General features: G+C 69.3%; 14 protein-coding genes. 6 read left to right on the forward strand and 8 right to left on the reverse strand.

The features are described 5' to 3' along the window. Positions 1–1,567: 1,567 nt before the first annotated feature. Genes HUA76_RS34875 through HUA76_RS34885 form a run of 3 tightly spaced genes read left to right on the forward strand, consistent with a single transcriptional unit; the run spans position 1,568 to position 7,656 of the window. On the forward strand, positions 1,568–2,767 hold the full coding sequence (locus tag HUA76_RS34875) for an HlyD family secretion protein (RefSeq protein ID WP_141645227.1): 1,200 nt from the start codon (positions 1,568–1,570) through the stop codon (positions 2,765–2,767). Between the two features lie 3 nt (positions 2,768–2,770). Then, the gene (locus tag HUA76_RS34880; RefSeq protein ID WP_174459239.1) at positions 2,771–5,470 is read left to right on the forward strand and encodes an ATP-binding cassette domain-containing protein; all 2,700 of its coding nucleotides are present in this window, start codon (positions 2,771–2,773) and stop codon (positions 5,468–5,470) included. Further along, positions 5,467–7,656 carry an ABC transporter ATP-binding protein gene (locus tag HUA76_RS34885; protein WP_174463270.1) on the forward strand — a complete coding sequence of 730 codons (2,190 nt, stop codon included), beginning with the start codon at positions 5,467–5,469 and terminating at the stop codon, positions 7,654–7,656. The genes HUA76_RS34880 and HUA76_RS34885 overlap by 4 nt, the downstream gene beginning before the upstream one ends. A gap of 613 nt (positions 7,657–8,269) precedes the next feature. Here HUA76_RS34885 and HUA76_RS34890 read toward each other — a convergent pair. Both HUA76_RS34890 and HUA76_RS34895 read right to left on the reverse strand, forming a co-directional pair. Beyond that, the gene (locus HUA76_RS34890; RefSeq protein ID WP_174463271.1) at positions 8,270–10,069 is read right to left on the reverse strand and encodes a hypothetical protein; all 1,800 of its coding nucleotides are present in this window, start codon (positions 10,067–10,069) and stop codon (positions 8,270–8,272) included. Between the two features lie 210 nt (positions 10,070–10,279). After that, positions 10,280–11,797, reverse strand: coding sequence for a cytochrome c peroxidase (locus HUA76_RS34895; protein ID WP_174463272.1), 1,518 nt, complete (start codon positions 11,795–11,797; stop codon positions 10,280–10,282). A gap of 734 nt (positions 11,798–12,531) precedes the next feature. On the opposite strand from HUA76_RS34895, the gene HUA76_RS34900 reads away from it, so the two are divergent. Together HUA76_RS34900 and HUA76_RS34905 are read left to right on the forward strand one after the other, a co-directional pair. Continuing rightward, entirely contained in the window at positions 12,532–13,359 is an 828-nt protein-coding gene (locus HUA76_RS34900; protein ID WP_174459243.1) for a hypothetical protein, read from the forward strand. Positions 13,360–13,454: 95 nt separating this feature from the next. Continuing rightward, complete coding sequence (locus HUA76_RS34905; protein WP_174463273.1) at positions 13,455–14,849, forward strand: di-heme oxidoredictase family protein; 1,395 nt, start codon at positions 13,455–13,457, stop codon at positions 14,847–14,849. A gap of 18 nt (positions 14,850–14,867) precedes the next feature. Here the strand turns inward: HUA76_RS34905 and HUA76_RS34910 are convergent, their stop codons facing one another. The 5 genes from HUA76_RS34910 to HUA76_RS34930 all read right to left on the reverse strand — a co-directional run bounded on the left by HUA76_RS34910 (position 14,868) and on the right by HUA76_RS34930 (position 19,635). Then, positions 14,868–15,887, reverse strand: coding sequence for a hypothetical protein (locus HUA76_RS34910; RefSeq protein ID WP_174459245.1), 1,020 nt, complete (start codon positions 15,885–15,887; stop codon positions 14,868–14,870). A gap of 87 nt (positions 15,888–15,974) precedes the next feature. Then, complete coding sequence (locus HUA76_RS34915) at positions 15,975–17,012, reverse strand: hypothetical protein (RefSeq protein WP_174463274.1); 1,038 nt, start codon at positions 17,010–17,012, stop codon at positions 15,975–15,977. 94 nt (positions 17,013–17,106) lie between these two features. Then, on the reverse strand, positions 17,107–18,417 hold the full coding sequence (locus HUA76_RS34920) for a hypothetical protein (RefSeq protein WP_174463275.1): 1,311 nt from the start codon (positions 18,415–18,417) through the stop codon (positions 17,107–17,109). A gap of 99 nt (positions 18,418–18,516) precedes the next feature. Next, on the reverse strand, positions 18,517–19,020 hold the full coding sequence (locus HUA76_RS34925; RefSeq protein ID WP_246137412.1) for a hypothetical protein: 504 nt from the start codon (positions 19,018–19,020) through the stop codon (positions 18,517–18,519). Positions 19,021–19,023: 3 nt separating this feature from the next. Continuing rightward, positions 19,024–19,635, reverse strand: coding sequence for a hypothetical protein (locus HUA76_RS34930; protein ID WP_174463276.1), 612 nt, complete (start codon positions 19,633–19,635; stop codon positions 19,024–19,026). 202 nt (positions 19,636–19,837) lie between these two features. On the opposite strand from HUA76_RS34930, the gene HUA76_RS34935 reads away from it, so the two are divergent. Then, positions 19,838–20,602, forward strand: a complete 765-nt coding sequence (locus tag HUA76_RS34935) for an RNase H family protein (protein ID WP_174463277.1) — start codon at positions 19,838–19,840, stop codon at positions 20,600–20,602. Here the strand turns inward: HUA76_RS34935 and HUA76_RS34940 are convergent. Beyond that, positions 20,587–21,564, reverse strand: a complete 978-nt coding sequence (locus HUA76_RS34940; protein ID WP_174463278.1) for a bifunctional 2-polyprenyl-6-hydroxyphenol methylase/3-demethylubiquinol 3-O-methyltransferase UbiG — start codon at positions 21,562–21,564, stop codon at positions 20,587–20,589. The two genes, HUA76_RS34935 and HUA76_RS34940, sit on opposite strands and share 16 nt — an antisense overlap. Positions 21,565–21,700 lie beyond the last annotated feature (136 nt).

Consider the following 21,700-nt stretch of genomic DNA (forward strand, 5'->3'; position numbering starts at 1 on the left):
CCGAGTGAAACGGGTGGAGTGAACGACTACGCCAGCACGTCGGTGCTCAGCACGGGGATCTGACCGCCACCGCCGCAACCACGAGGACCGCCACGAACCTTGGTCTTGATCTGCATGATGTGTGCTCCTGGTGAGAGATCTTGAGGAAGGTACAGCCGGAATCGTCTGGCGACCGCCAGCGACGACTACGGGATCTGCGTACGAACCGTGCCGGTCACCACGGGCAGGGAACCGCCGCAACCACGGGGACCGCCACGAACCTTGGTCTTGATCTGCATGATGTGCTCCTGGTGAGAGTACTGCGTTGCTCCAGACAACCTGGAGAGTGGGAAAGGCAGAGACAACTACGGAATCTGGGTGCCGGGACGAGTCGGGAGAACGACCGTGCCGCCACCACAACCACGGGGACCGCCACGAACCTTGGTCTTGATCTGCATGTGCTTGCTCCTTCCAGCGAGCAGAACAATCAAGCACACCCCTCTGACATCCGAGCCGTTGAGACACTCGCTGTCTAAACGCCGCCACCTGATTCTCGTCGCGCTCGCGGGCTCGACCATCCCCTCAACCTGCCGCCCGTCTCGCTATTCCCAGACCACCTGGAACCTACGCCGTGCCTCGCTCGCCATTGCCTTCGCTTCGAGACACCAGATTCGCGCCGGAACTGGAATCATTAAAGACGGGCGTAATCGGTCAGTCAAGCCATGCCGTAAAGATTGCGGAGAAAGTCATTGTAACTTCTGGCGCTACAACCAATCTCAAACTTCGCGAAACACGAAAATACATGACGCGTGGCGCTGCAGTGGAAATCGCCGGCGGACGATGCGCTTCCCGCTGACGAATCCGAGCCACATCCGGGCAAATACAGCCCAGGTGAAGACCACGGGGCCTGCGTCAGCGCGTCGTACGCAACCAGTGGTCAGTGCCATTGGCGCCGCAGCTCCGGGGGCCGCCACGAACCTTGGTCTTGATCTTCATGATGTCTACTCCCTGATGGAGGACAGCGAAGTTCCGGGTGGCGAGGGGCGAGCCCATACACACCCTGAGTAGAATCATTAAAAATCGATGGAAAATGGGAGTCAAGCCTTCAACAGAAAAACCCGTCATCCCTTTTAAATCCGCAGACTTGGATATTTCGCCCAATTTACCAAAACGCGAGAATGACCCAGGGTCCTGAAATCCACCAGGTCTGCCTCTCGCATCCATGCTGGCGCGCGCCGCGCCGTGAGACGCGCGAAGCCCTGCTCACGGTTCCATCTACGTGGAGACCGCATCGCGCCATGCGTCGCAATACCTTTAAAACATGTTTTCACGCACAAGCGAGCCCGCTCCAATAAATAGGATTCGCTTGGACAACCCTTGACTGGGGGATGCCCGTGCGGTCACGGCCCTGGCCCCCGAGCCGGACAGGCAGCGCATGCGCGGCGTGAAGACACCGCATCCCGCGCCCCCGGAGCCAGTCCCCCGAGTCCACGGTGCCGGTGCGGCGTCAGTCCATTGGGCGAGAATGCGGGGAGTCGGTCGGACAACGGCGATGAGGTAGGCTTCATCCATGCGAGTTGGTGAAGGAATGTTCCCGCGCACCATGCGCGCGCTGGTGCGGGGACGAGGGCGCTCGGCGCTCTGGTTGTTGCCGGTGGGGCTGTTCGCCGTGTGGGGCGGCTGGTTCGTCCGGGCGCGCATCACCGTGTACGAGCCCAGCGTGCAGGCGCGGCTGGAGGTCCACCGGGAGGTCTACGCCGTCGACGCCCCGGTGGAGGGGCGGCTGGTGAAGACGCGGGTGGAGCTGCACCGTCAGGTGACCGCGGGCGAGGTGCTCTTCGAGCTGGCGCATGAGCAGGAGGCGCGGCTGCTCGCGGAGGCGGAGGCCCTGCTGCAGGGCGTGGGGCCGCAGCTGGTGGCGGCGCGCGCGGAGCTGGACGCGGAGCAGAGCGCGCTGGTGGCCCAGCAGGAGCGCGGCGCGGCGGGCGTGGACGAGGCCCGCGCCCGGCTCGCCGAGGCCGAGGCGCTGGCCCGCCGGGCACTGGAGGAGAAGACGAGCACCGAGCAGCTCTGGACGCGGCAGCTGGTGAGCGAGTCGGAGTGGAACCGGGTGCGCACGGAGCTGGAGCGGGCGCAGGCGGTGGAGCAGGCCTCTCGCGCGGGGCTCGCGCGCGTGAAGATGGACGGCACCATGCAGACCACCGAGCGGCGCATCCGCGTCGCGGCGCTGCGGCGGGAAATCGCGGAGCTCGAGTCCGGGGAGAACGTGGCGCGCGCCTCCGTGGAGCGGCTGCGCGACGAGTTGGAGCGCCGGGTGGTGAAGGCGCCCGCGGACGGCATCCTCGGGGAGACGAGTTCGGTGCGAGTGGGCGCGCAGGTGCGAGCCGGAGACCGCATCGCCACCGTCGTCGCGGGCGGTGACGTGCGCATCGTCGCGCAGCTGTCCCCCGCCACGGCCCTGGGCCGCGTGCGCGCCGGACAGCGGGCCCGGATGAAGCTGGAGGGCTTCTCCTGGACGGAGTTCGGCATGGTGCAGGCCACGGTGGTCGCGGTGGCGAGCGAGGCCCGCGACGGGATGGTGCGCGCGGAGCTGTCCGTGGACGAGATGCCGGTGGGCATTCCCCTGGAGCATGGCCTGCCGGGCACCGTGGACATCGCCGTGGAGGAGGCCACGCCCCTTCGGCTGGTGCTGCGGGCGCTGGGACGGGGCATGGAGGCGCCCGCGCGGGCACGGCCGCTGCCGCCGCGCACGCCCCGGGAGCTGGAGATGTCGCGGGGAGGGGGCTGAGTCATGGCGGGCACACGACGACTGCTCATTCCCGAAGTCATCCAGACGTCCGCCATGGACTGCGGTCCGGCGGCCCTCAAGGCCCTCTTCGACGGCTTCAACCTCCCCGTCAGCTACGGCCGTCTGCGCGAGGCCTGCCAGACGGACATCGACGGGACGTCCATCGACGTGCTGGAGGAGCTGGCCGGCAAGCTGGGCATGGACGCCGTCCAGGTCGTCCTGCCCCTGGACCAGGTGCTCATGCCGGAGACGAAGGCGCTGCCCGCGCTCGCGGTGGTGCGCCTGGCGGACAGCAACCTGCACTTCATCGTCATCTGGCGGCGGTGGGGCAACATGGTGCAGATCATGGACCCCGCGCTGGGACGGCGCTGGGTGTCCGTGACGGAGCTGATGGAGCGGCTCTACGTCCACGCCCTGCCCGTCCCCGCCGAGGGCTTCCGCGCGTGGGCCAGCACGGAGGAGTTCCTCGCGGGCATGCGCCTGCGGCTGGGCGCGCTGGCCGACAAGCCGCTCGCGGAGCGGCTGCTCGCGGAGGCGCTCGCGGACGAGACGTGGAAGAGCGTGGCCTGCCTGGACGCGGCGGCGCGGCTGGTGCAGACGCTGGTGGACGGGGGCGGCGTCGAGCGGGGCGAGTCCTCCGAGCGCTTCCTGGAGCAGCTGCTGCGCGAGGTGCGCGCCGCGCTCGCGGAGGGGCGGGCCGAGCAGGTCATCCCCGCCTCCTACTGGACGGCGGTGGGCCCTCCCGACGCGGAGGAAGTCACGCTGCGCGGCGTGGTGGCCATCCTGGCCCGGGGGCTGCGCACGGAGCGCGCCGAGGGAGAGCCGCCGCTGTCCGCGGAGCTCCTGGCGGCCCTGAAGGAGCCTCCCACCCGGCCCCTGCGGGAGCTGGTGGCGCTGATGCGCCGGGACGGCGTGCTGGCGCCCTCGGTCCTCGCGGCCATCGCCCTGACGGCCGCGGTGGGCGGCTTCCTGGAGGCCCTGCTCCTGCGCGGCATCATCGACGCGGGGCGCTACCTCACCACCCAGGAGCAGCGACTGGCGGGCATCGTGACGCTGCTGGCGCTGATGGGCATGATCTTCTCGCTGGAGTTCCCCCTGTCGCTGGGGACCCTGCGGCTGGGCCGGCGGCTGGAGCTGCGCCTGCGACTGGCGTTCCTCGACAAGATACCCCGCCTGGGAGACCGCTACTTCAAGAGCCGGCTGGTCTCCGACATGGCGCAGCGCTGCCACGGCATCCACCAGGTGCGCTCCGTGCCGACCATGGCGGTGGGCGTGCTGCGCGCCTCCGCGGAGATGCTCGTCACGCTGGCCGGCCTGACGTGGCTGGCCCCTGGCAGCGCCCCGCTCATCATCATCGGCGGAGGACTGGCGCTCGCCGTCCCCCTGCTCGCCCAGCGCTCGCTGCTGGAGGCGGACCGGCGGATGCGCGACTTCGACGGCGTGCTGTCGCGCTTCTACCTGGACGCCATGCGCGGGGCGGTGGCGCTGCGGGCCCACCGCGCGGAGCTGACGCTGCGGCGTGCCCATGAGGAGCCGCTGCACGAGTTCGTCCGCGCCGCGCGCACGCTGCTCAGCCGCGGCATCCTCACCGACACGCTCGCCACCATGGTCGCCACGGGCGGCTCGGTGGCCATCGTCCTGCATGCCGTGTCCCAGGGGATTCAGCCTGGCGCCGTGCTGCTGCTCGTCTACTGGGCGCTCGCCCTGGCCACCCTGGGCAAGCAGCTGGCGGACGCGCTGCGCCAGTACCCGGCCGCCTCGTCGCTCACCGCGCGGATGATGGAGCCGCTCCTCACGCCCGACGAGGTGGGCGCGGGGCTGGAGACGGCCGACGACGTGGACGCCCGGGCCGAGACGGGTGGCGTGGGCTTCACGCTCAAGCAGGTGGAGGTCAAGGCCGCGGGCTTCACCGTGCTGCAGGGCATCGACATGGCGGTGCGCCCCGGAGAGCACGTGGCCATCGTCGGCCCCTCGGGCGCCGGCAAGTCCTCGCTCGTGGGCATCCTGCTGGGCTGGCACCGGCCGTCGTCCGGGAGCGTGGAGGTGGATGGCGCGCCGCTGGCGGGACAGGTGCTCGCCCGGCTGAGGCGGCAGACGGCCTGGGTGGAGCCGGAGGTGACGCTGTGGAACAAGTCCCTCGTCGACAACCTGGCCTACGGCGTGGAGGCGACGGACGTGTTGCCGCGCGTGGGGCAGGCGCTGCGCTCGGCGGACCTCATCGAGTTCCTCGACAAGCTCCCCCTCGGCCTGCAGACGCGGCTGGGCGAGGGAGGCAGCCTGCTGTCCGGCGGTCAGGGGCAGCGAGTGCGCCTGGGGCGGGCGCTGCTGCGTCCCGGGGTGCGGCTGGCCATCTTCGACGAGCCGTTCCGGGGACTGGAGCGGGACAGGCGCGCGGCGCTGCTGGAGCGCTCACGCGCCGAGCTCTCCGGCGCCACGCTGCTGTGCATCATGCATGACATCGCGGAGACGCTGACGTTCGACCGCGTCCTCGTCATCAAGGGCGGCCAGCTGGTGGAGGACGACAACCCGAAGCGGCTCGCCCAGCGCGAGGACTCCGTGTACCGCGCGCTGCTCGACGAGGAGGAGCAGATGCGCCGTGACCTGACGGGCCACGGGGGCTGGCGGCGGATGGTGCTGGACCACGGGCTGCTCAGCGAGCACCCCGCGGAAGACACGAAGCCGATGCGGGAGGGGGCGGCGTGACGACCCTGGCGAACGAGCTGAAGCCGAGGGCGGCCGGGCCGCTTTCGGGCCTGGCGTGGCAGCCGAGGCGGGCCGCGGAGGCGCTGGAGGCGCTGGCGCTCCGGGCGGGGCTGCCGCTGCCGCGCACCTCCGGACGGGTGGTGGGTGGATTGCCGGAAGACCCGAACCGGCTGGGCGAGTGGCTGGACGCGGTGGCCCAGTCCCAGGGGCTGGAGCTGGACCTGCTCTACACGCGCCACGGCGAGGTGGAGAAGGCCATCCAGCGCGCCGCCCCTGCCCTGCTGGACGTCGTCGGTGACGGAGGCGTGCAGGTCGTCGCGCTCCTGCGCGTGTCCCCGTCCGGGAGGACGGCGCGCGTGCTCGCCCCCGACGAGACGGTCCGCGACGTGCCCGTGTCCGAGCTGACCGCAGCCGTGCAGGCGCTCGTCGAGTTCCAGCAGGTGGACACCGTGGACCGGGTGCTCGCGGGGACCGCGCTGCGCGAGCCGCAACGAACCCTGGCTCGCCGCGCGCTGATGGGCGCGCAGTTGGCCAACACCCACCTGGTCGCCGCGCGCACCCTGCGCCTGCCCCCCGGCGCCCGGCTCATCCACCACCTGAAGGCGCTGTCTGCGGCCCCCCGGCTGATGCTGGTGCTGCTGCTGGCGGTGCTCATCCAGGTCTGCGTGCTCGCGGCCTGGTGGCTGATTGGCCGGGGCGCCTTCGAGGGCCAGCTGGACCAGGGCTGGCTCTGGGCCTGGGCGCTGATGGGCTTGACTGCGGTGCCGCTGCAGGCCGCGCTGGCGTGGACGCAAGGCACGCTGGCGCTGGACCTCTCCGCGCTGCTGCGCCGACGGCTGCTGGCGGGAGCGCTCTCGCTGCCCGTGGACGAGGCGCGCCGCGGAGGCATTGGCGAGTACGTGGGGCGGACGTTCGAAAGCGCGGGCATGGAGCAGATGGTGCTCGCGGGCAGCTTCACCAGCATGCTCGCGGTGGTGGACCTGACGCTGGCGGCCAGCGTGACGCTGTCGGGTCCGGCGGGCTGGCTCGGGCTGGGGGCGTTGGCGGCCTGCTGCGCGGTGCTGGGGGTGCTCGTCGCCCGGCAGGCCGTGCTCTTCCGGGGCTGGACGGAGGCGCGCGTGGTGATGACGCACGCGCTCATCGAGCGGATGCTCGGCCACCGCACCCGGCTGGCGCAGGAGCAGCCGTCGCGCTGGCACGAGGAGGAGGACCAGGAGCTGGCGCGCTACTCGGACGCCGCCGAGCGCTGGGACGCGGGCACCGCGCGCATCATGACGCTCGCGCGCCGGGGCATCCTTCCGGTGGCCATCATCGCCACGCTCCCGGGCGTGCTGGCGGGAAGCTCCACGGCGACCATCGCGGTGGGCGTGGGCGCGGCGCTGCTGGGTGCCCGCGCGGTGACGTCCATGACGGTGGGCGCGCTGGCGCTCATCGGCTCGCGCGTGCTGTTCGACGGCGTGCGCCCCATGCTGGAAGCGGCCCGGCTCGCCCGCGCCGTGGGCGCGACGAAGGAGGATGAAGATGGCGTGCCCCAGGTGGCGCCGCTCACCTCCAGCGAGGCGCCGTCCAGGAACCAGGCGCTGCTCGAGGTGCGCGACGTGTACTTCAAGCACCCGGCCTCGCCGCGCGCGGTGCTGGAGGGGGCTTCGCTGTCCATCCGCCCCGGTGAGCGCGTGCTCCTGGAAGGGCCTTCCGGCTCGGGCAAGTCCACCCTCGCCTCCATCCTCACGGGCCTGCGGCGCCAGGGCTCCGGCGTGGTGCTGCTGCGCGGCCTGGACATGTCGACGTGGACGTCGGACGGCTGGGGCGCGCAGATCGCCGGCGCACCCCAGTTCCATGAGAATCACGTCGTCTCCGGCACGCTGGCCATGAACCTGCTGCTGGGCCGCGCCTGGCCGCACACGCAGGACGACATGAAGCTGGCGCGGGAGCTGTGCGAGGAGCTGGGGCTGGGCGACCTGCTGCAGCGCATGCCCGCGGGAATCCTGCAGATGGTGGGCGAGCGCGGCTGGCAGCTCTCCCACGGCGAGCAGAGCCGCATCTTCGTCGCGCGCGCCCTGCTTCAGCGCGTTCAGGTCGTCGTGTTGGACGAGGCGTTCGGCGCGCTGGACCCGGTGACGATGCGCAAGGTGATGAACTGCGTCAACGCTCGCGCGCCCACGCTCATCGTCATCGCCCACCCGTGACGGGAAGGCCGCACCCTGAAAAACAACAACGGTCGCCAGCAGGCGGAAGCTCCGCCTGCCGACGACCGAAGGACAAGCCATCAAACGTGAGTCAAACGCGTGCCGTGACTCCGGCACGTCGTCGCCGCGACTGCTACCGCTTCAGCGACAACACGACTCAGACCGCAATGACGCCGCCACAGGCGCGGGGACCGCCACGAACCTTGGTCTTGATCTGCATGGTGAGCTCCTGGGTGAGAGGTTCCGACTGCAGACGACAGGCACGACTCAGACGGTGATGACGCCGCCGCACGCACGGGGACCGCCACGAACCTTGGTCTTGATCTGCATGGTCTTGCTCCTGGTCAGAGGTTCCGACTTCAGACTACGGCACGACTCAGACAGCCTTGACGACGACGGTGCCACCACAGCCACGGGGACCGCCACGAACCTTGGTCTTGATCTGCATGTGCTCGCTCCTGGTTTTCGGGACAGCGACACCATCCACGACAGTCATGAAAACCGCCGTAATTGGCGCTCACCGATATAAGTCGGTGAAACAGGTCAGTCAAGCTTCCCAGGCCTGAAACACAGGCTGATGCAGCCAGGCCTGGGAGTGAAACATTGCGTCAATTCAAGCAGCAGCGGCGGAGGGCGCCCCCGGCGTGATTTTGACGTCCGCCACGTGGCTTTCGATGCCCACGCCCAGCTCTTCGCGGAAGACATCCAGCAGGTAGGGCAGCACGCCGATGGTGGCGAACCGCAGCCGGTGGTGGATGGACAGGTCCAGGTTGGTGAAGGGCCGGTCCGGGTGCTGGCGTTGCAGCAGCGCGTTCACCTCGCGCTGCACGGTCTCCAGCGTGCCCAGCGCGGAGCGTTCGATGGTGAGGTAGTCGGCCAGCGCCTCGGCCACCGCGTCGATGAGCTCGGGGCGCGCGCCCTCGGGCACGGGGGCACGCTCGCGGAACAGCTTGCGCAGCTCCTCCGCCGCCTGGGCGTGCACGGCGTCCTTCGGCGGGGAGAAGACGTCGCTGATGTTCTGGAGCTTCTCCTCGCTGAAGCCGCGCAGGCCGCGCTGCGCGCGGTCATACATCTCCACGTAGCGGGCCTTGGCCCACTCGCGCTGGACCGACGTGTTCTGTCGGGTTGGCAGGATGACCTTCCAGTCCTTCTCGATGCGTTGACGCAGCCGGCCCCAGCCGCTGTCCGCCGGCCCTTCGGCCTGCAGCACCGCGTCACGAATGCGCTCGTAGGTGTGGCACATGTGGGCCCACAGGGTGAACTGGAGCGAGTAGAGCTGCAGGCCGCGCAGGCCGTAGTCGATGGCGGCGGGAATCTCCGCGAGCCACGTCGGCTCCGGCAGGGGCTCACCCGCCATGGGCTTGCCATCCAGCATCGTCGCGAAGAACTCGTCGACCATGTGTGGAGGGCCCGCGCACACGCCACGGGTGGACAGGAAGTGGTTGTCGCGCTCCGTCAGGTGCAGCAGCGACGCCGGGTTGATGGGCGTCTCGTACGGCATGGGCTGCTCGGGCAGGAACATCAGGTAGATGCTCACCATGCGCACGCCGTCGGTGACGCGGAACACCGACGACAGCACCGGGTCCAACGTCCCGTTGGGGATGGGGTCCTTGCCGCGCAGGAGCATCAGCGACGGCACCGCCAGCACCGCGCAGCTGAAGGCATGCAGGTCACCGAGGCGCCACTGCCCATCCGCCAGCAGCGGATAGCGCTTCAGGAACGCCTCGCGCAGGATGAGCAGCGCCTGGAGCGTGGGCTTCCAGTGTTTGGACATGGACTTCAGCGCCGTCACGTTCATCAGCGCGTCGTCCTTGAAGCGGCTGCCCGGGTACGGACACATCCGCCACTCGGTCTCCATCCGCATGCGCATGGAGTCCGGGAAGACGTTGTTCTCGCCGATGTGCCGCCCCTCGGCATCCAGCGCCGCGTGCGCCGCGCGGTGCACGGGCAGCATCGCCTCCAGGAAGCCGAACTCCATCGGCCGGCCCACCAGCTGCTGCAGCACCCCTTCCGTGTCGGGGTTCCACCACATGGGCTCCGAGGGCGCGGGCCGCCGCGCCTCCGACGCCATCACCATCTTGTGGTAGTCCGTCTCCGGCGAAAGCTTCGGCGCCTCGCGCGACAGGATGTTCTCCGCGAGCAGCTGCTCGAGCAGCTCCTTCACGCGCTCCCAGGCATAGGGTTCGCCGTTGCTCCAGCGCGTGGCCATCGCCGCCATGAACTGGTCTTGCTTGAGCAGGTTCTCCCCGAAGGAGTGCAGGTCCGCCTCCTCGATGGAGATCTCCTTGAGCCCGTAATAGATGCGCAGCTCGTTCGTGCCCTCGGGTGTCTGGACGTACTCACTCATGAAGCGGCGCCGCATGGGCAGATACAGCGTCTCATGCGGGTCGATGGGCACGGCTTCCTGACTCATGCGACAACTCCTGGGAGAAACCTGTTGTTCAGACCTGACGCGAAGGTCAGGAACTCTTCCACGAGGTCCCCGGAGCATCAAGCAAGCCCCGGGAGCCGAGACTCCACCCATTCTCGCGCTGGCCCTGACATCCCGCGCAAAAAGGGCAAAGCCACCCAGGGGCCTGAAGCCCCCCTGGGTGGCTCACTCTCATCGCAAGCGAAACCGAGCCTAGCGGCAGGCGCCCCGACCGCCGCGGCCGGTGACGGGCAGCGTCTCGCGGTTCGGGAACGGCAGCTCCGGGTGGTCGAACGGCGCGCGGTACGTGTACACGCGGCAGTCGGTCAGCGCGTTGGAGAGGAAGTCCACCAGCGCGGAGCGGTCGCTCGCGCTGAAGGTGCGCGGCTTGATGTCGAGCGACTTCTCCGGGTTGTTGAAGTCACCGCCGCGGGCATAGAAGTCGACCACGTCGTCGAGCGTGGGGTAGCCGCCGTTGTGGAAGTACGGCGCCGTCAGGCCGACGTTGCGCAGGGTGGGCGTCTTGAACGCGCCCATGTCGAACGGAGACAGGCTGACGGAGTTGGGCTCGCCGCCGAAGATGCCCAGGTCACCGCGAGCCAGGTCGTCGTCCGTGGGACGCACGCCGATGTTGTGGAAGCCCGTGTCGCCGCCGTCGCGGTTGAGGGGACCGGCGATTTCGTACCAGCTCATCGTCGCGTCGGACAGCATGGCGCCGGTGTGGCAGTTGATGCACTCGCCCTTGCCCACGAAGACGTTGAGGCCCTTGAGCTGCTTGGGGGTGAGCGCGTTCAGGTTGCCCGACAGGAAGCTGTCGAAGGGCGTCTGGTCCGGGATGAGCGTGGCCTGGTAGGCCTGGAGCGCCTCGCCCCAGATGAGCGAGAAGACGTTGACGGAGATGTTGGCCAGCGCGTCGCCGAAGGCCTCGCGGATGAGCTGGTCATAGGTGCACGGCGCGCCGTTGCAGATGAGGCCCGGGCCCGTGGGGTTGGCCAGCGTGCCCAGCACGCTGTCGGAGGTGGAGACGCGCTGGTGCCGCAGCGGCTGGCGCACGGCCAGCTTGGCGCCCAGGCTGCCCGGACCGAGCAGCTGGCGACCAGAGCACGACTGCTCGGAGAAGTTCGTCACGGGGCCGGTGGCCTGGGACGCGAGCGACGCGTTCTCGATGCGCAGGAGGAAGCCCTGGGTGTTGTTTTCGGTGAAGCCCCAGATGTTCACCCCGTTGAAGGTCGCGTTGGCTTCGCCGCCCCAGAACTGGTTGCGGTAGAAGCCCGAGCCGAGGACGGACGGGCTGTGACGCGGGCCCACCAGCCGGTGCTCGTTGAACGGCTCGGCGGGCAGCACCAGACAGGAGTCCGCGGCGACGGTGGGGTCCGGATCCAGATTCAGGAACAGCGCGCGCAGCGGGCCCTGCGAGCCGATGCGGTCATCGCTGGTGATCTTCGCGAGCGTGAACGTCTCGCCGGGACCCGCGATGCTGTCGAAGACGTTGTCGAAGCCGGGGTGCACGGTATTGATGCGACGGTCATCCGCGCCACCGGCGAAATGGCAGCTCGCACAGGCCGTCTGGCCGTCGCCGCTCGTCTGGATATCCCAGAAGAAGACCTTGCCCAGACGGATGGCGGCGGCCTTGTTGATGATGCGGCTGCCCACCGGCTGCGGCACCGGCTCATGGGCCAATGGACGCAGCGAGAACACCGCCATGCTGTCCAGCAGCGCCTTCGGGTCCACCCCCAGCTCCTCCGTCTCCGCGGGAGTGGGATTGAGAGGCTCGACCTGAGCCGCCGGCTCACATGCCGACAACGATACCGCCAGAGCCGACGAGAAAAGGCCGCGATTGAAAAGACGCACACCGCGGGACAACGACGAACGAGCCATAGGGAATGCCCCCTTCTCAGAGCGTCATGACTTGTATGAGGTTGGCGGAATCACCAGTGTCACCAGTCTGACGAATGGTTTTATACCGGTTCCGCATTATTCCTGTCCAGGCGGCCTCGACCCAGGGCGCACCTTCCAGTCTCAGCGTAAAAGCAGAGTTACTCCTGCTTCGCTCGTATAAATGACCTGACAGGAAGGACTCGCTAAACAGGATGACGCAACCTGTCCAGATTCGCGGTTTCCAACATTTTGACAATGATTCTTGGAATCGGAATCGCCCCCATACCCAGACAGCGTCTGCGCGCACCACACGCATGGAACGGGTCAATGTCACGCTCGGCGAATGGCGTGTAGCAGGGCGCGATACATTCAACGCGAGGCTGTAACAACACACGCTACAGCCACGACGCCCTGGAGGCTCAATTCCTCACTGATACAGAGGAGGTGAAACATGCCGGTGAGCGCTGGCCTGCGGGGTGCAAGGGGATGGCTCGCCGCCACATGGAGCATTCGGGCTGGGCCGGCACCGGATGCAGCACTCTCCTGGCGGTGCAGATCCTCCCCCTATTGAAGAGGTAGGTAATTCCATGCAGCTGAAGATGATGGGCCGTTTGTTCGCAGCGGCGCTCCTGAGCGTCATGTCGGGTTGTCAGGGCGAAGAGCCCACGGCGGCGGACGGCGATGTGGCCACGCAGGAAGCCGGCGCGGAGTCGAAGTGCACGCAGCGGTTCGACGGCATCAACAGCTGCGCGCTGGGTAACGCGCAGCTGGCGTCGACGGAGCAGGGCCTGGCCGTCACCGGTCTGCGCAGCGTGAAGACGGACGGTGTCGCCAGCAGCTTCGCTCGGGCGGCCAGCTGGACGCAGGCGACGGAAATCAAGTTCGGCAGCACCTCGGGCGTGCTGCAGCTGGACGCGCGCTCGGGCGACCAGGTGGTCAGCACGCTGCGCGTGACGCCGGGCCGTGAGGCGAACAGCGCGTTCATCACCCCGACGTTCAGCGGCGCGCCGGGCGGCTCCAACTACCGGATGAACGTCTACCGCGAGGGCGTGCTCCAGGGCACGTCCACCAACACCGCCAACCGGATGATCATCTTCACCAACTGGCGGGACTTCATCCGCTTCCTGATGGCGTACGCCGACTTCTTCGAGCTGGACATCATCTGGGGGAAGAACGGCGAGCAGCCCACCGCTCCGGCCAACGTGGGCGCGTGCGGCTGGCGCCTGCGCACCAACGGCACCACCTTCTCGGTGGCGCTGGATGACGGCAAGGTGCTCACCGGTGACTCCGTGGAGTTCATCGAGGAGATCGAGGACGGGCACTACCCGTACAACGGCTTCACGGGCATCGACGTGAAGGCGACCGCGCAGGGGATGAACATCCTGAGCGAGTCCTTCAAGCCGGCGGCGAAGTAGTCGTCCCGCCCGTGCCCCGCGCACGGGCCCCACGCCGGGCGGGAGTCGTGCATCCCGCCCGGCGTGTCGTTTCCCGCGTTCCCGGAGGCACCTCGATGAGCCGGCGGCTGTACCTGTTGGGCATCCCTCTTGGAGCGCTGGTGCTCACCGCCGTGTGGGCGCAGGCGGGGCGTCGTCCCCTGCCCCCGCCCCTGGTGCTGGGACAGTTGGCCCTCGCGCTGGAGCCGGGCGAGGAGCTGCCGGGTGGCGCCGCCACCGTGACGGAGGCGGGGCGCAATGCCTTCGGTCGCTCGCCGCCGAACATGGACCGCGCGCGCTGGCCGGAGTTCCACCTGGGCAAGCGCGTCTTCGACCGCGACTGGAGCGACCCCGGCCATGGCCCCGGACTGGGCCCCCTCTTCAGCTCCAACTCCTGCATGGGGTGCCACGTGAAGGACGGGCGCGGGCGCCCTCCCCTCTCGCCCTCCGAGCCCCTGGTGTCGCTGGCCTTCCAGCTCGGCTCTCCCACCGGCCCCGGACCCCATCCCGTGTACGGCGAGCAGTTGGACCTCCACCACCTCGGCCAGGCCCGCGGTGAGGGCAGCGTCGAGGTGGGCCATGAGGAGCTCACCGGCACGTTCGCCACGGGCGAGCCCTACTCCCTGCTGCGCCCCGTCTACCTCTTCAAGGACCTCACGCGTGGACCGCTGGAGGACGGCACGCCCTTCTCGCCTCGCGTGTCGCCGGCCAACTTCGGCCTCGGACTGCTGGAGGCCATTCCCGAAGAGACACTGCTGGCGCTGGCGGACCCGGAGGACCGGGATGGCGACGGCATCTCCGGACGCCCCAACCAGGTGGAGGACGTGAAGGAGCGCCGCACCCGGATGGGCCGCTTCGGATGGAAGGCCAACCAGCCCACCCTGTTGCAACAGGTGACGCACGCGCTGGTCGCGGACATGGGGCTGACGAACGAGCTGTACCCTCGCGCCCAGGAGCCCGAGGGCGTCCCCGCCGCCGCCACGCCCGACGTGAAGGACTACGACCTGGAGCGGCTCGTCTTCTACACGCGGCTGCTGGCGGTGCCGAAGCGGCGGGACTGGGACGCGCCCGGCGTGCTGCGTGGCAAGGCGGTGTTCCGCGCCATCGGCTGCGCGTCCTGCCATGTGGACCGGCCGATGGAGACAGAGGAGGTCGCGGGCTTCCCGGAGCTGTCGCGCCAGCGCATCTTCCCGTACTCGGACCTGCTGCTGCACGACATGGGCGAGGCGCTGGCGGATGGACGTCCGGACGGGCTCGCCACCGGCCAGGAGTGGCGAACCCCGCCCCTGTGGGGAATCGGCCTGACGGCGACGGTGAGCGGCCACACGCGCTTCCTGCACGACGGGCGGGCCCGGAACCTCGAGGAGGCAGTGCTGTGGCATGGCGGAGAGGCCGCGCCCGCGCAGGAGCGCTACACGCGGCTCGTCCTCGAGGACCGGCAGGCCCTGCTGGCGTTCCTCGGCTCGCTCTGACCCGCGGAGGGCCGAGCCTCAGTCCTTCTGAAGCGGGAGGGCCGGATACACGCGCACCTCGCCAGCTCCACGCGCGAAGAGCGCGGCGACATTCACGCCGGTGACGTCCAGCGAGGCCTTCGCCACCACGGCGACGTCACCGGAGTCCACGCCCTGCACCTGGCTGTTCGCTCCCAGCACGCCGGTGTCGTAGTTCGCGTAGCCATCGCAGTTGAAGGCATAGCCTCCGCTCCGCGCGACGAGGGAGTCGGCCTTCAACGTCATCCCGCACGACGGCACGAGCTGGAGGTCGATGGGAGGAAGGCCCGAGGCCTTCTTCAGCCGCTGCGCGGCGTGGTCCAGGCAGATTTCCACGCCGAGCGTCAGCTGGTCGCGGACGAACACGGAGTTGCCGTCGTAGCTGGCCACCTGCACCTCGGACGTCGTGCCGTACTCCCGCGTGGGAGGCAGGTAGTGGACTCGCGCTCCGGCGATGCCGCCCCCGCCACCCGACACCGGGATGAAGTCCATCCCCGACTGGCGCCTCTTCAGGACGGCCTCCGCGAACTCGGGGCCCGCGGAGGCGTACGTGAAGCCGCCCTTCTGCACCAGCACGTAGTTGTACGCCTCGATGGGCTTGGACGTGTCGATGACGTACTTCGGTCCGAAGAGGCGCTCGAAGAAGCTCGCGGGCCGCGTCTGGAACGACTTGCCCACGGTGCTGCCGAAGACGAAGAGCCAATGCGCCCAGCGCGCCTCGTCCTTCACACGCGACTGGAGCGCGGCCACCAGCGCCTGCACGCCGTCCATCGAATAGGCGCCCGTGCTCCCTCGGAAGAAGAACTCGGGCAGCATGAACACCTTCAGCGTCTCCGGGTCGTCGCGCGTCGTCTCCGGACAGTCGCGGGCCGCGTCGAGCGCGCGGGCCACCAGCTCGACGCGGGCCGCGATATCGGCGCTCTCGGTGGAGAGCCCCGCGTACTCCTCCACGCCATCACCCAGCTTCCGGGGCCCGGTGTGGATGCACCAGGCGATGAACTGCACGTTGGAATAACGCATGCGCCGTCTCCTCGTTGAGCGAGGGGAAGGCCCCCGCGTGGTACCCGGAAGACGGCGGCGCCACGCGGGTGTGATTCCGACGCGCCTTCAGTCGAAGGTCTCCAGGAGCACGGCGACGATGAACGGCGGCTCGAACGACGCCGAGGCGCCCGAGAGGCCCACGCTCCCTCCAGCGAAGCCCGGCGACACCCGCACCGGACCTGGCGCCTCGCGGGTGCCACGGAACGAGAAGCCCGCGACCTGGACTTCCTCGGCCGAGGCCAGGTCCTCCGCGTGGCGCTCGAAGAAGGAGGACGCCACCGTCAGCTCGAAGCTCGGCTGATAGGCGACCATCATCTCCGCCACGCGGCCGCTCAACAGGCCCTTGGCGCCGAAGACCTGCTCCGGCGTGTAGCCGCCCTTGAAGGGGCCCTTGCGCCCGAGGATGGGCATGGAGCCGTTGAACCAGTGTCCCGTGTAGAGCGGCACCCGGCCCAGCCCCTCCATGGACACCGTCAGGGACAGGAGCTCTCCGTCCTTCAGCTCCAACGACTTCAGCGCCCCCTGCTTCGCGCGGACCTTGAGCAACGAGGGCTGCGCATCCATGCGACCCTCCCGCGTCGAGGCCTGGACATCGACGCGGACGGGCCCGGTGGTGAGCCCCCGCGCGGCCATGCCCGCCAGCCATTCATAGGGCGACTTCGCCGGCGTGTAGTCGGCGCCCCACTGGAGGAGGCTCGCCTTGTTCTGGACCTTCGTCCAACCGGGAGGATTGCCGGAGCTGGCCGGCGGCGTGGAGGGCGGCGTCGCGCGCTCCAGGGACTCCTTCAGCTCCTCCACCGGCTCGAAGGACGGCGACAGCACGCGGAGGAAGGTGAGGTAGCGGCCACTGAAGCTCGCGCTCGTGGAGACGAACGGGGCGCCATCCTCGATGGACGCGGGCACCCCGTCATAGAAGTGGTGGGCCACGTCCCCCATCGTCCCGTCCACCGTGGGCACCCAGTCCCAGCGCAGCGCGGGCTCCAGCCATTGCAGGGGCGAGGCCCCGACGTTGGCTGACGCAAGGGAGGACTCGGGGTTCGCGGTCTGCTCGGCCAGCACCTGACGGAGCTCCGCGCGCAAGGCATCTTCGACAGTCGTCTTCATGGAAATCACCCGGAAAGAAAACGGCCCCCTCCACCAGGAGCGGAGAGGGCCGGAATGAATGCGTGAATGAACGAGGAACCGGACGGGGGCGCGACTACGCCTGGTTGAGGCCAGGGAAGGACACCAGCACGCCGATGATGATGGGGTCCTCGGAGGTGGAGCCGCCCTCGAAGGTCGTCTTGCCATCGGTGCTGTGCTCGTAGTTGCTCTCGTGCCCGCCGCTGCCACCGAAGGAGAAGGGCCCGATTCGCAGCGACAGGCTCGCCTCGAACTTCTCGTAGTGCCGCTCGTACGTCGCCTCGCTCATCTCGATGGAGAAGCGCGGCTGGTACGCCACGACGAGCCCGCTGATGCGCGAGGCCAGGAGGCCATGCTGGCCGAACAGCGACGAGCTGCCCTCTCCGCCCTTCGCCACCCAGGGGTTGAGGATTTCGTAGCCGCCGCCCTTGCCGCGCGCGACGTCCGCCATGAAGCCGCCGTCGTACCAGGCACCCGGCGTGACGGGGACGATGGTGGACGACTTGACGGCGATGGTGGCCGTGACGTTCTTGTCCGTCGCGGTGAGGTCCATCTTCTCCCAGCTGCCGCTGGCCGACACACCCCAGAAGGGCTTGTCGTAGCTGGCGGAGGCCTGGGCCCAGCTGCGCGAGTAGTCCACCGTCTGGTCCGACGCCTTGAGCGTCACGGAGAAGGAGCCGATGGAGCCCTTCTTGAGCTCCTCGCGCCACGTGTCGCCATCCTTCCCGACGATGTAGTCGGGCTGATAGCGCAGCACTCCCGAGCCGTCCTGCACCTTCGTCCAGCCGCGCGGAGCCGGCCCGCTGCCCGGGCTCCCGGAGGGCAGCTTGATGGCGTCGATGGACGACTGGAGCGACGCGGGCATGCCCGCCATCTCCACCTCGAACACCAACTGGGACGCGCGCCGGAAGGCCAGGTTCGCGTTGTCGCAGATCTGCGCGTAGGTCTTCCCCGGCCCCAGGTCCACCCAGGTATCCACGTCCGGGTACTTGCGCTCGAAGTAGGCGCCACCGTTCTGCCGCTGGCTCAGGTACGCCTGGTTCAGGTTGGTGATGGCCTGCGACATCTCGTTCTCGCGCAGGGTGACCTGGATGCGCAGCGCGTTCAGGTCCTTCTGGCGCTCGGGGCTGACCTTGAAGGAGATGTGGTGGAGCGCCTGCCGGTAGGAGTCCGCGAAGGAGGCGTCCAGGGTGCTGTACGCGCCGAGGGGGGACCACCGCGGCATGCCGCTGATGACCTGGTACGCGTGCGAGTTGAGCTCACCCTGGGGCGCCGGCGCCCAGTTGAACGCCATGGGCGTCCCGAGCATCTGGAAGTTCGGCGCGTCGCCGCCCAGCGCACCGTTGATGATTTGGTTGTACGACTGACTGAAGAGGTTCTCGTTCACGACTGCTCCCTCGGGGAGACGGCTCCTGAAGCGAAGCCGTGCGTTCGCGGGTGACGAGCGTCATGCCCGCCGTGCCCGCATCCCTGAGACGAGCCGCGCTCAGCGCGTGTGATTCACGCGCCGCGACCCCAGCCACAGCGAGACCGCCAGCGCGGGCAGCGCCAGCAGGTCCGTCACATCCATCGTGTGGGCCACCGGCGCCACGCCTGGAATCGAGCGCCCCGACAGCCACGCCCACGCGGCACGCACGGGCCACTGCAAGGTGCCAAGCCCCCAGCGCCAGCAGTCACCGGCGGGCTCGAACACCTTGATGGCGGTGAAGACCAGCGCCGTCAGCACCAGGCACGTGGTCAGCACCGCGCGAGAGGGCTGGAAGGCGCGGGCCCCGCGCTCGCACGACTGCTCCCAGAGCCCCTGGAGCAGGAGCGGGAACATGGCCAGCCCCGCGACGTCCGACAGCTTGCCCGTCCACCACGATGGCCAGCGGGCCTTCAACACGTGGTCATTGAGCACCAGCACCAGCACCGCGCCGAACACGAGCGGGTGCAGGAGCGTGTCGCCCGGCGTGGGGCTCACCTGGGCCGTGGGGACGGAGGCACGCACGTCTCAGCGAGGCCCCACCAGGACCTCGAACCCATCCGGCGCCGAGTCCTCCGTGTCGTCGATGTTCACCTCCACCACCATGCGCCACTCCACGTCCACGGTGCCCTGGAGGGTCGCGTCCTGGAGCGACAGCTCGAGCGCCGCCTCCCACCCACACGGCTGCTCGAGCTGGCAGACATCGCCATCCGACAAGGCCTCGAAGCGCACCGCGCCGGCGTCTCCCGCCGTCACGGGCGCGGAGGAGATCTCCTTGACCGGGCGAGGACCGAAGACCAGCTTCGCCTTGACGATGGGTTGCGCCTCGTCGCCCGGCGCATCCGGCGTCCACTTCACGAAGAGCGGCGCGCGCATCGTCGCCCAGACCGTCTGCTTGGAGCCATTGGGGACGAACATCCTCACCGGCAGGGCCACGCGGGCGGTGGGAGACGTCGGCGACAGCGACAGCACCCCCGGCTCGGACTCGACGATGACCGGAGGCGGGCCCGACATGGAGGTGGCCACCGAGGCGACGCTCGCCACCAGCAGGGCCACGCGCGCGGCCCAGGCGCGGGCACGCGAGGGATGGAGCCAGGAGGAACTCAGGGGGCGTGGAGCGGCGGGATGCTCGGTCTGCATGTCGATGACTGGCTTTCCCTCGGACACCCGCGACCCATGGGCCCGAGCGTGGGAGGCCGAGAGCAAGCCACGTACCAGAAGGAAGCTCCAGGGAGGGAGTCTTCCGGCTGTGCATGGAATCACGACTTCCGTGTCAGCCCGAGGACGCCCGCGGCGCGAGTCTTCCTGGCAGGGCGAACCCGGGGCCGCCTAGGGTTGCGGCATGAAGAGCCACGCCACGTTCGTCTTCGCCGACGGAGCCTGCTCCGGCAACCCCGGCCCGGGAGGCTGGGGCACCCTCATCGCCACGCCCGACGGGCAGGTGACGGAGCTGGGCGGCCACGAGCCGGAGACGACCAACAACCGGATGGAGCTGACGGCGGTGGGCAAGGCGCTGCGCCACCTGGAGGCGACGCCGGGGCCGCTGCACATCCACACGGACTCCACCTATGTGATTCAGGGCGCCACCCGCTGGGCGTTCGGCTGGAGCAAGCGCGGCTGGAAGACGGCCGACGGCAAGGAGGTGGCCAACACGCTCTACTGGAAGCGGTTGATGGCGCTCCTGGCCCAGCGCAAGCAGACGCATTCGGGCGAGGCCGCCGCCGTGGAGTGGCACTACGTCCGCGGGCACGTGGGCGTGCCGGGCAACGAGCGGGTGGACGCCATCGCCGTCTCGTTCTCACGCGGCAAGGGCATGCGGCTCTACACCGGCTCGCTCGTGGGCTACGACGTGGACGTGTACGACGTGCCCGAGGACACGTCCCTGCCTCCAGAGAAGCCCCGCGAGGAGAAGGGAAAGACCAAGGCGCACTCCTATCTGAGCCAGGTGGGCCGCAGCGTGAAGCGCCACTCGACGTGGGCCGCGTGCGAGCGACGGGTGAAGGGCGTGTCCGATGCCCGCTTCAAGAAGACGAAGAGCGAAGCGGACGAAGCGCAGGTGCTGGCGGACTGGGGCGTCAAGCCCGAGGACGTTCAGGCCGAGGACTGACCCGGGCCGCGCACCGCCGTGAGCAGCAGGTCATACTTGCCACCAAGGAACGTGCGGAAGCCGTGCTGGTGCAGGTAGCGGCGGTAGAAGGACAGGTCCTTCACGAGCAGGGAGAGGTCGGGCTCGCGCAGGTTTCGCACCCGGGCGCCGTAGACGACCTCGCCATCGCGGAAGCGGGAGTTGGGAAAGCCGAGCACGAGCGTGGCCTCGGGCTCCAGGTGCTCCTGCACCAGCGTGCGCAGGAGCGCGTGGTCATCCACGCCGGGGCTCTGCAGCGTGCCCACGGAGACCACGAGGTGGAAGCGGCCCAGCCCTTCCGGCAGGGCGTTGAGGTCGGCGACGAGGAAGGAGTGACGCGCGTCTGGAAAGCGGGCCCGCGCCTCCGCGAGCGCACTGGCGCTGTGGTCCACCCCCACGAAGGTGACGTCCGGCGCCCCCTCCAGCCAGGCGAAGGCGGCGAGCTCGTCTCCCCGATTGACGCCCAGGTCCAGCACCCGTGCCCCTTCGGGCAGGCGAACCCGGCCGAGCGCCTCCAGCCAGGGACACAGGAAGCCCGCGTCCTCCAGCTTGCGCACGCGGGAGAAGGCGGAGTCCGCGCCGTAGCGCTCCTGGGGCGACGTCGCGTCGTCCGGCCCCGAGCCGCCCGCGTGCCAGGGCGCCTCGGGGCCCAGGGACTCGAAGGTGAGCGAGACGTGCGTGTCGTCCACGCCGCGCGGCGTGAGCAGGCGGCAGGCCAGTCCCTCCGCCAGGTCACACCAACTCCGCAGCGGCCGATGCACCAGCCCGCCCCCCGGCCCCACCCGCTCTCCCGGATAGCAGCCCCGGCCCAGGTCCGGGTCCGGCACCTCGATGCGCACCGCGCCTGCTCCGTCGAGCGTCGCCTTCAGGTGGCGGAGGATGAGGACGAGCGGCTCGTCATGGAAGCGGCGCGGGGGAACGGAGACGTCAGTGGGGCGGGCCATCGCGCCGCGCAGACTACCCCCAAGCCCCAGACCCCAGGTGGACTCCGTGGGAGTCGCCACCGCCGGGCCAATGACAGGCCGACGCACGGCGCTCTCGCCGCAATCCCTCACAACGAGCCGTGTCGAGTCCCGGGCC

The sequence above is a fragment of the Myxococcus sp. CA056 genome (genome assembly GCF_013336715.1).
GTDB classification, from domain to species: domain Bacteria; phylum Myxococcota; class Myxococcia; order Myxococcales; family Myxococcaceae; genus Myxococcus; species Myxococcus llanfairpwllgwyngyllgogerychwyrndrobwllllantysiliogogogochensis.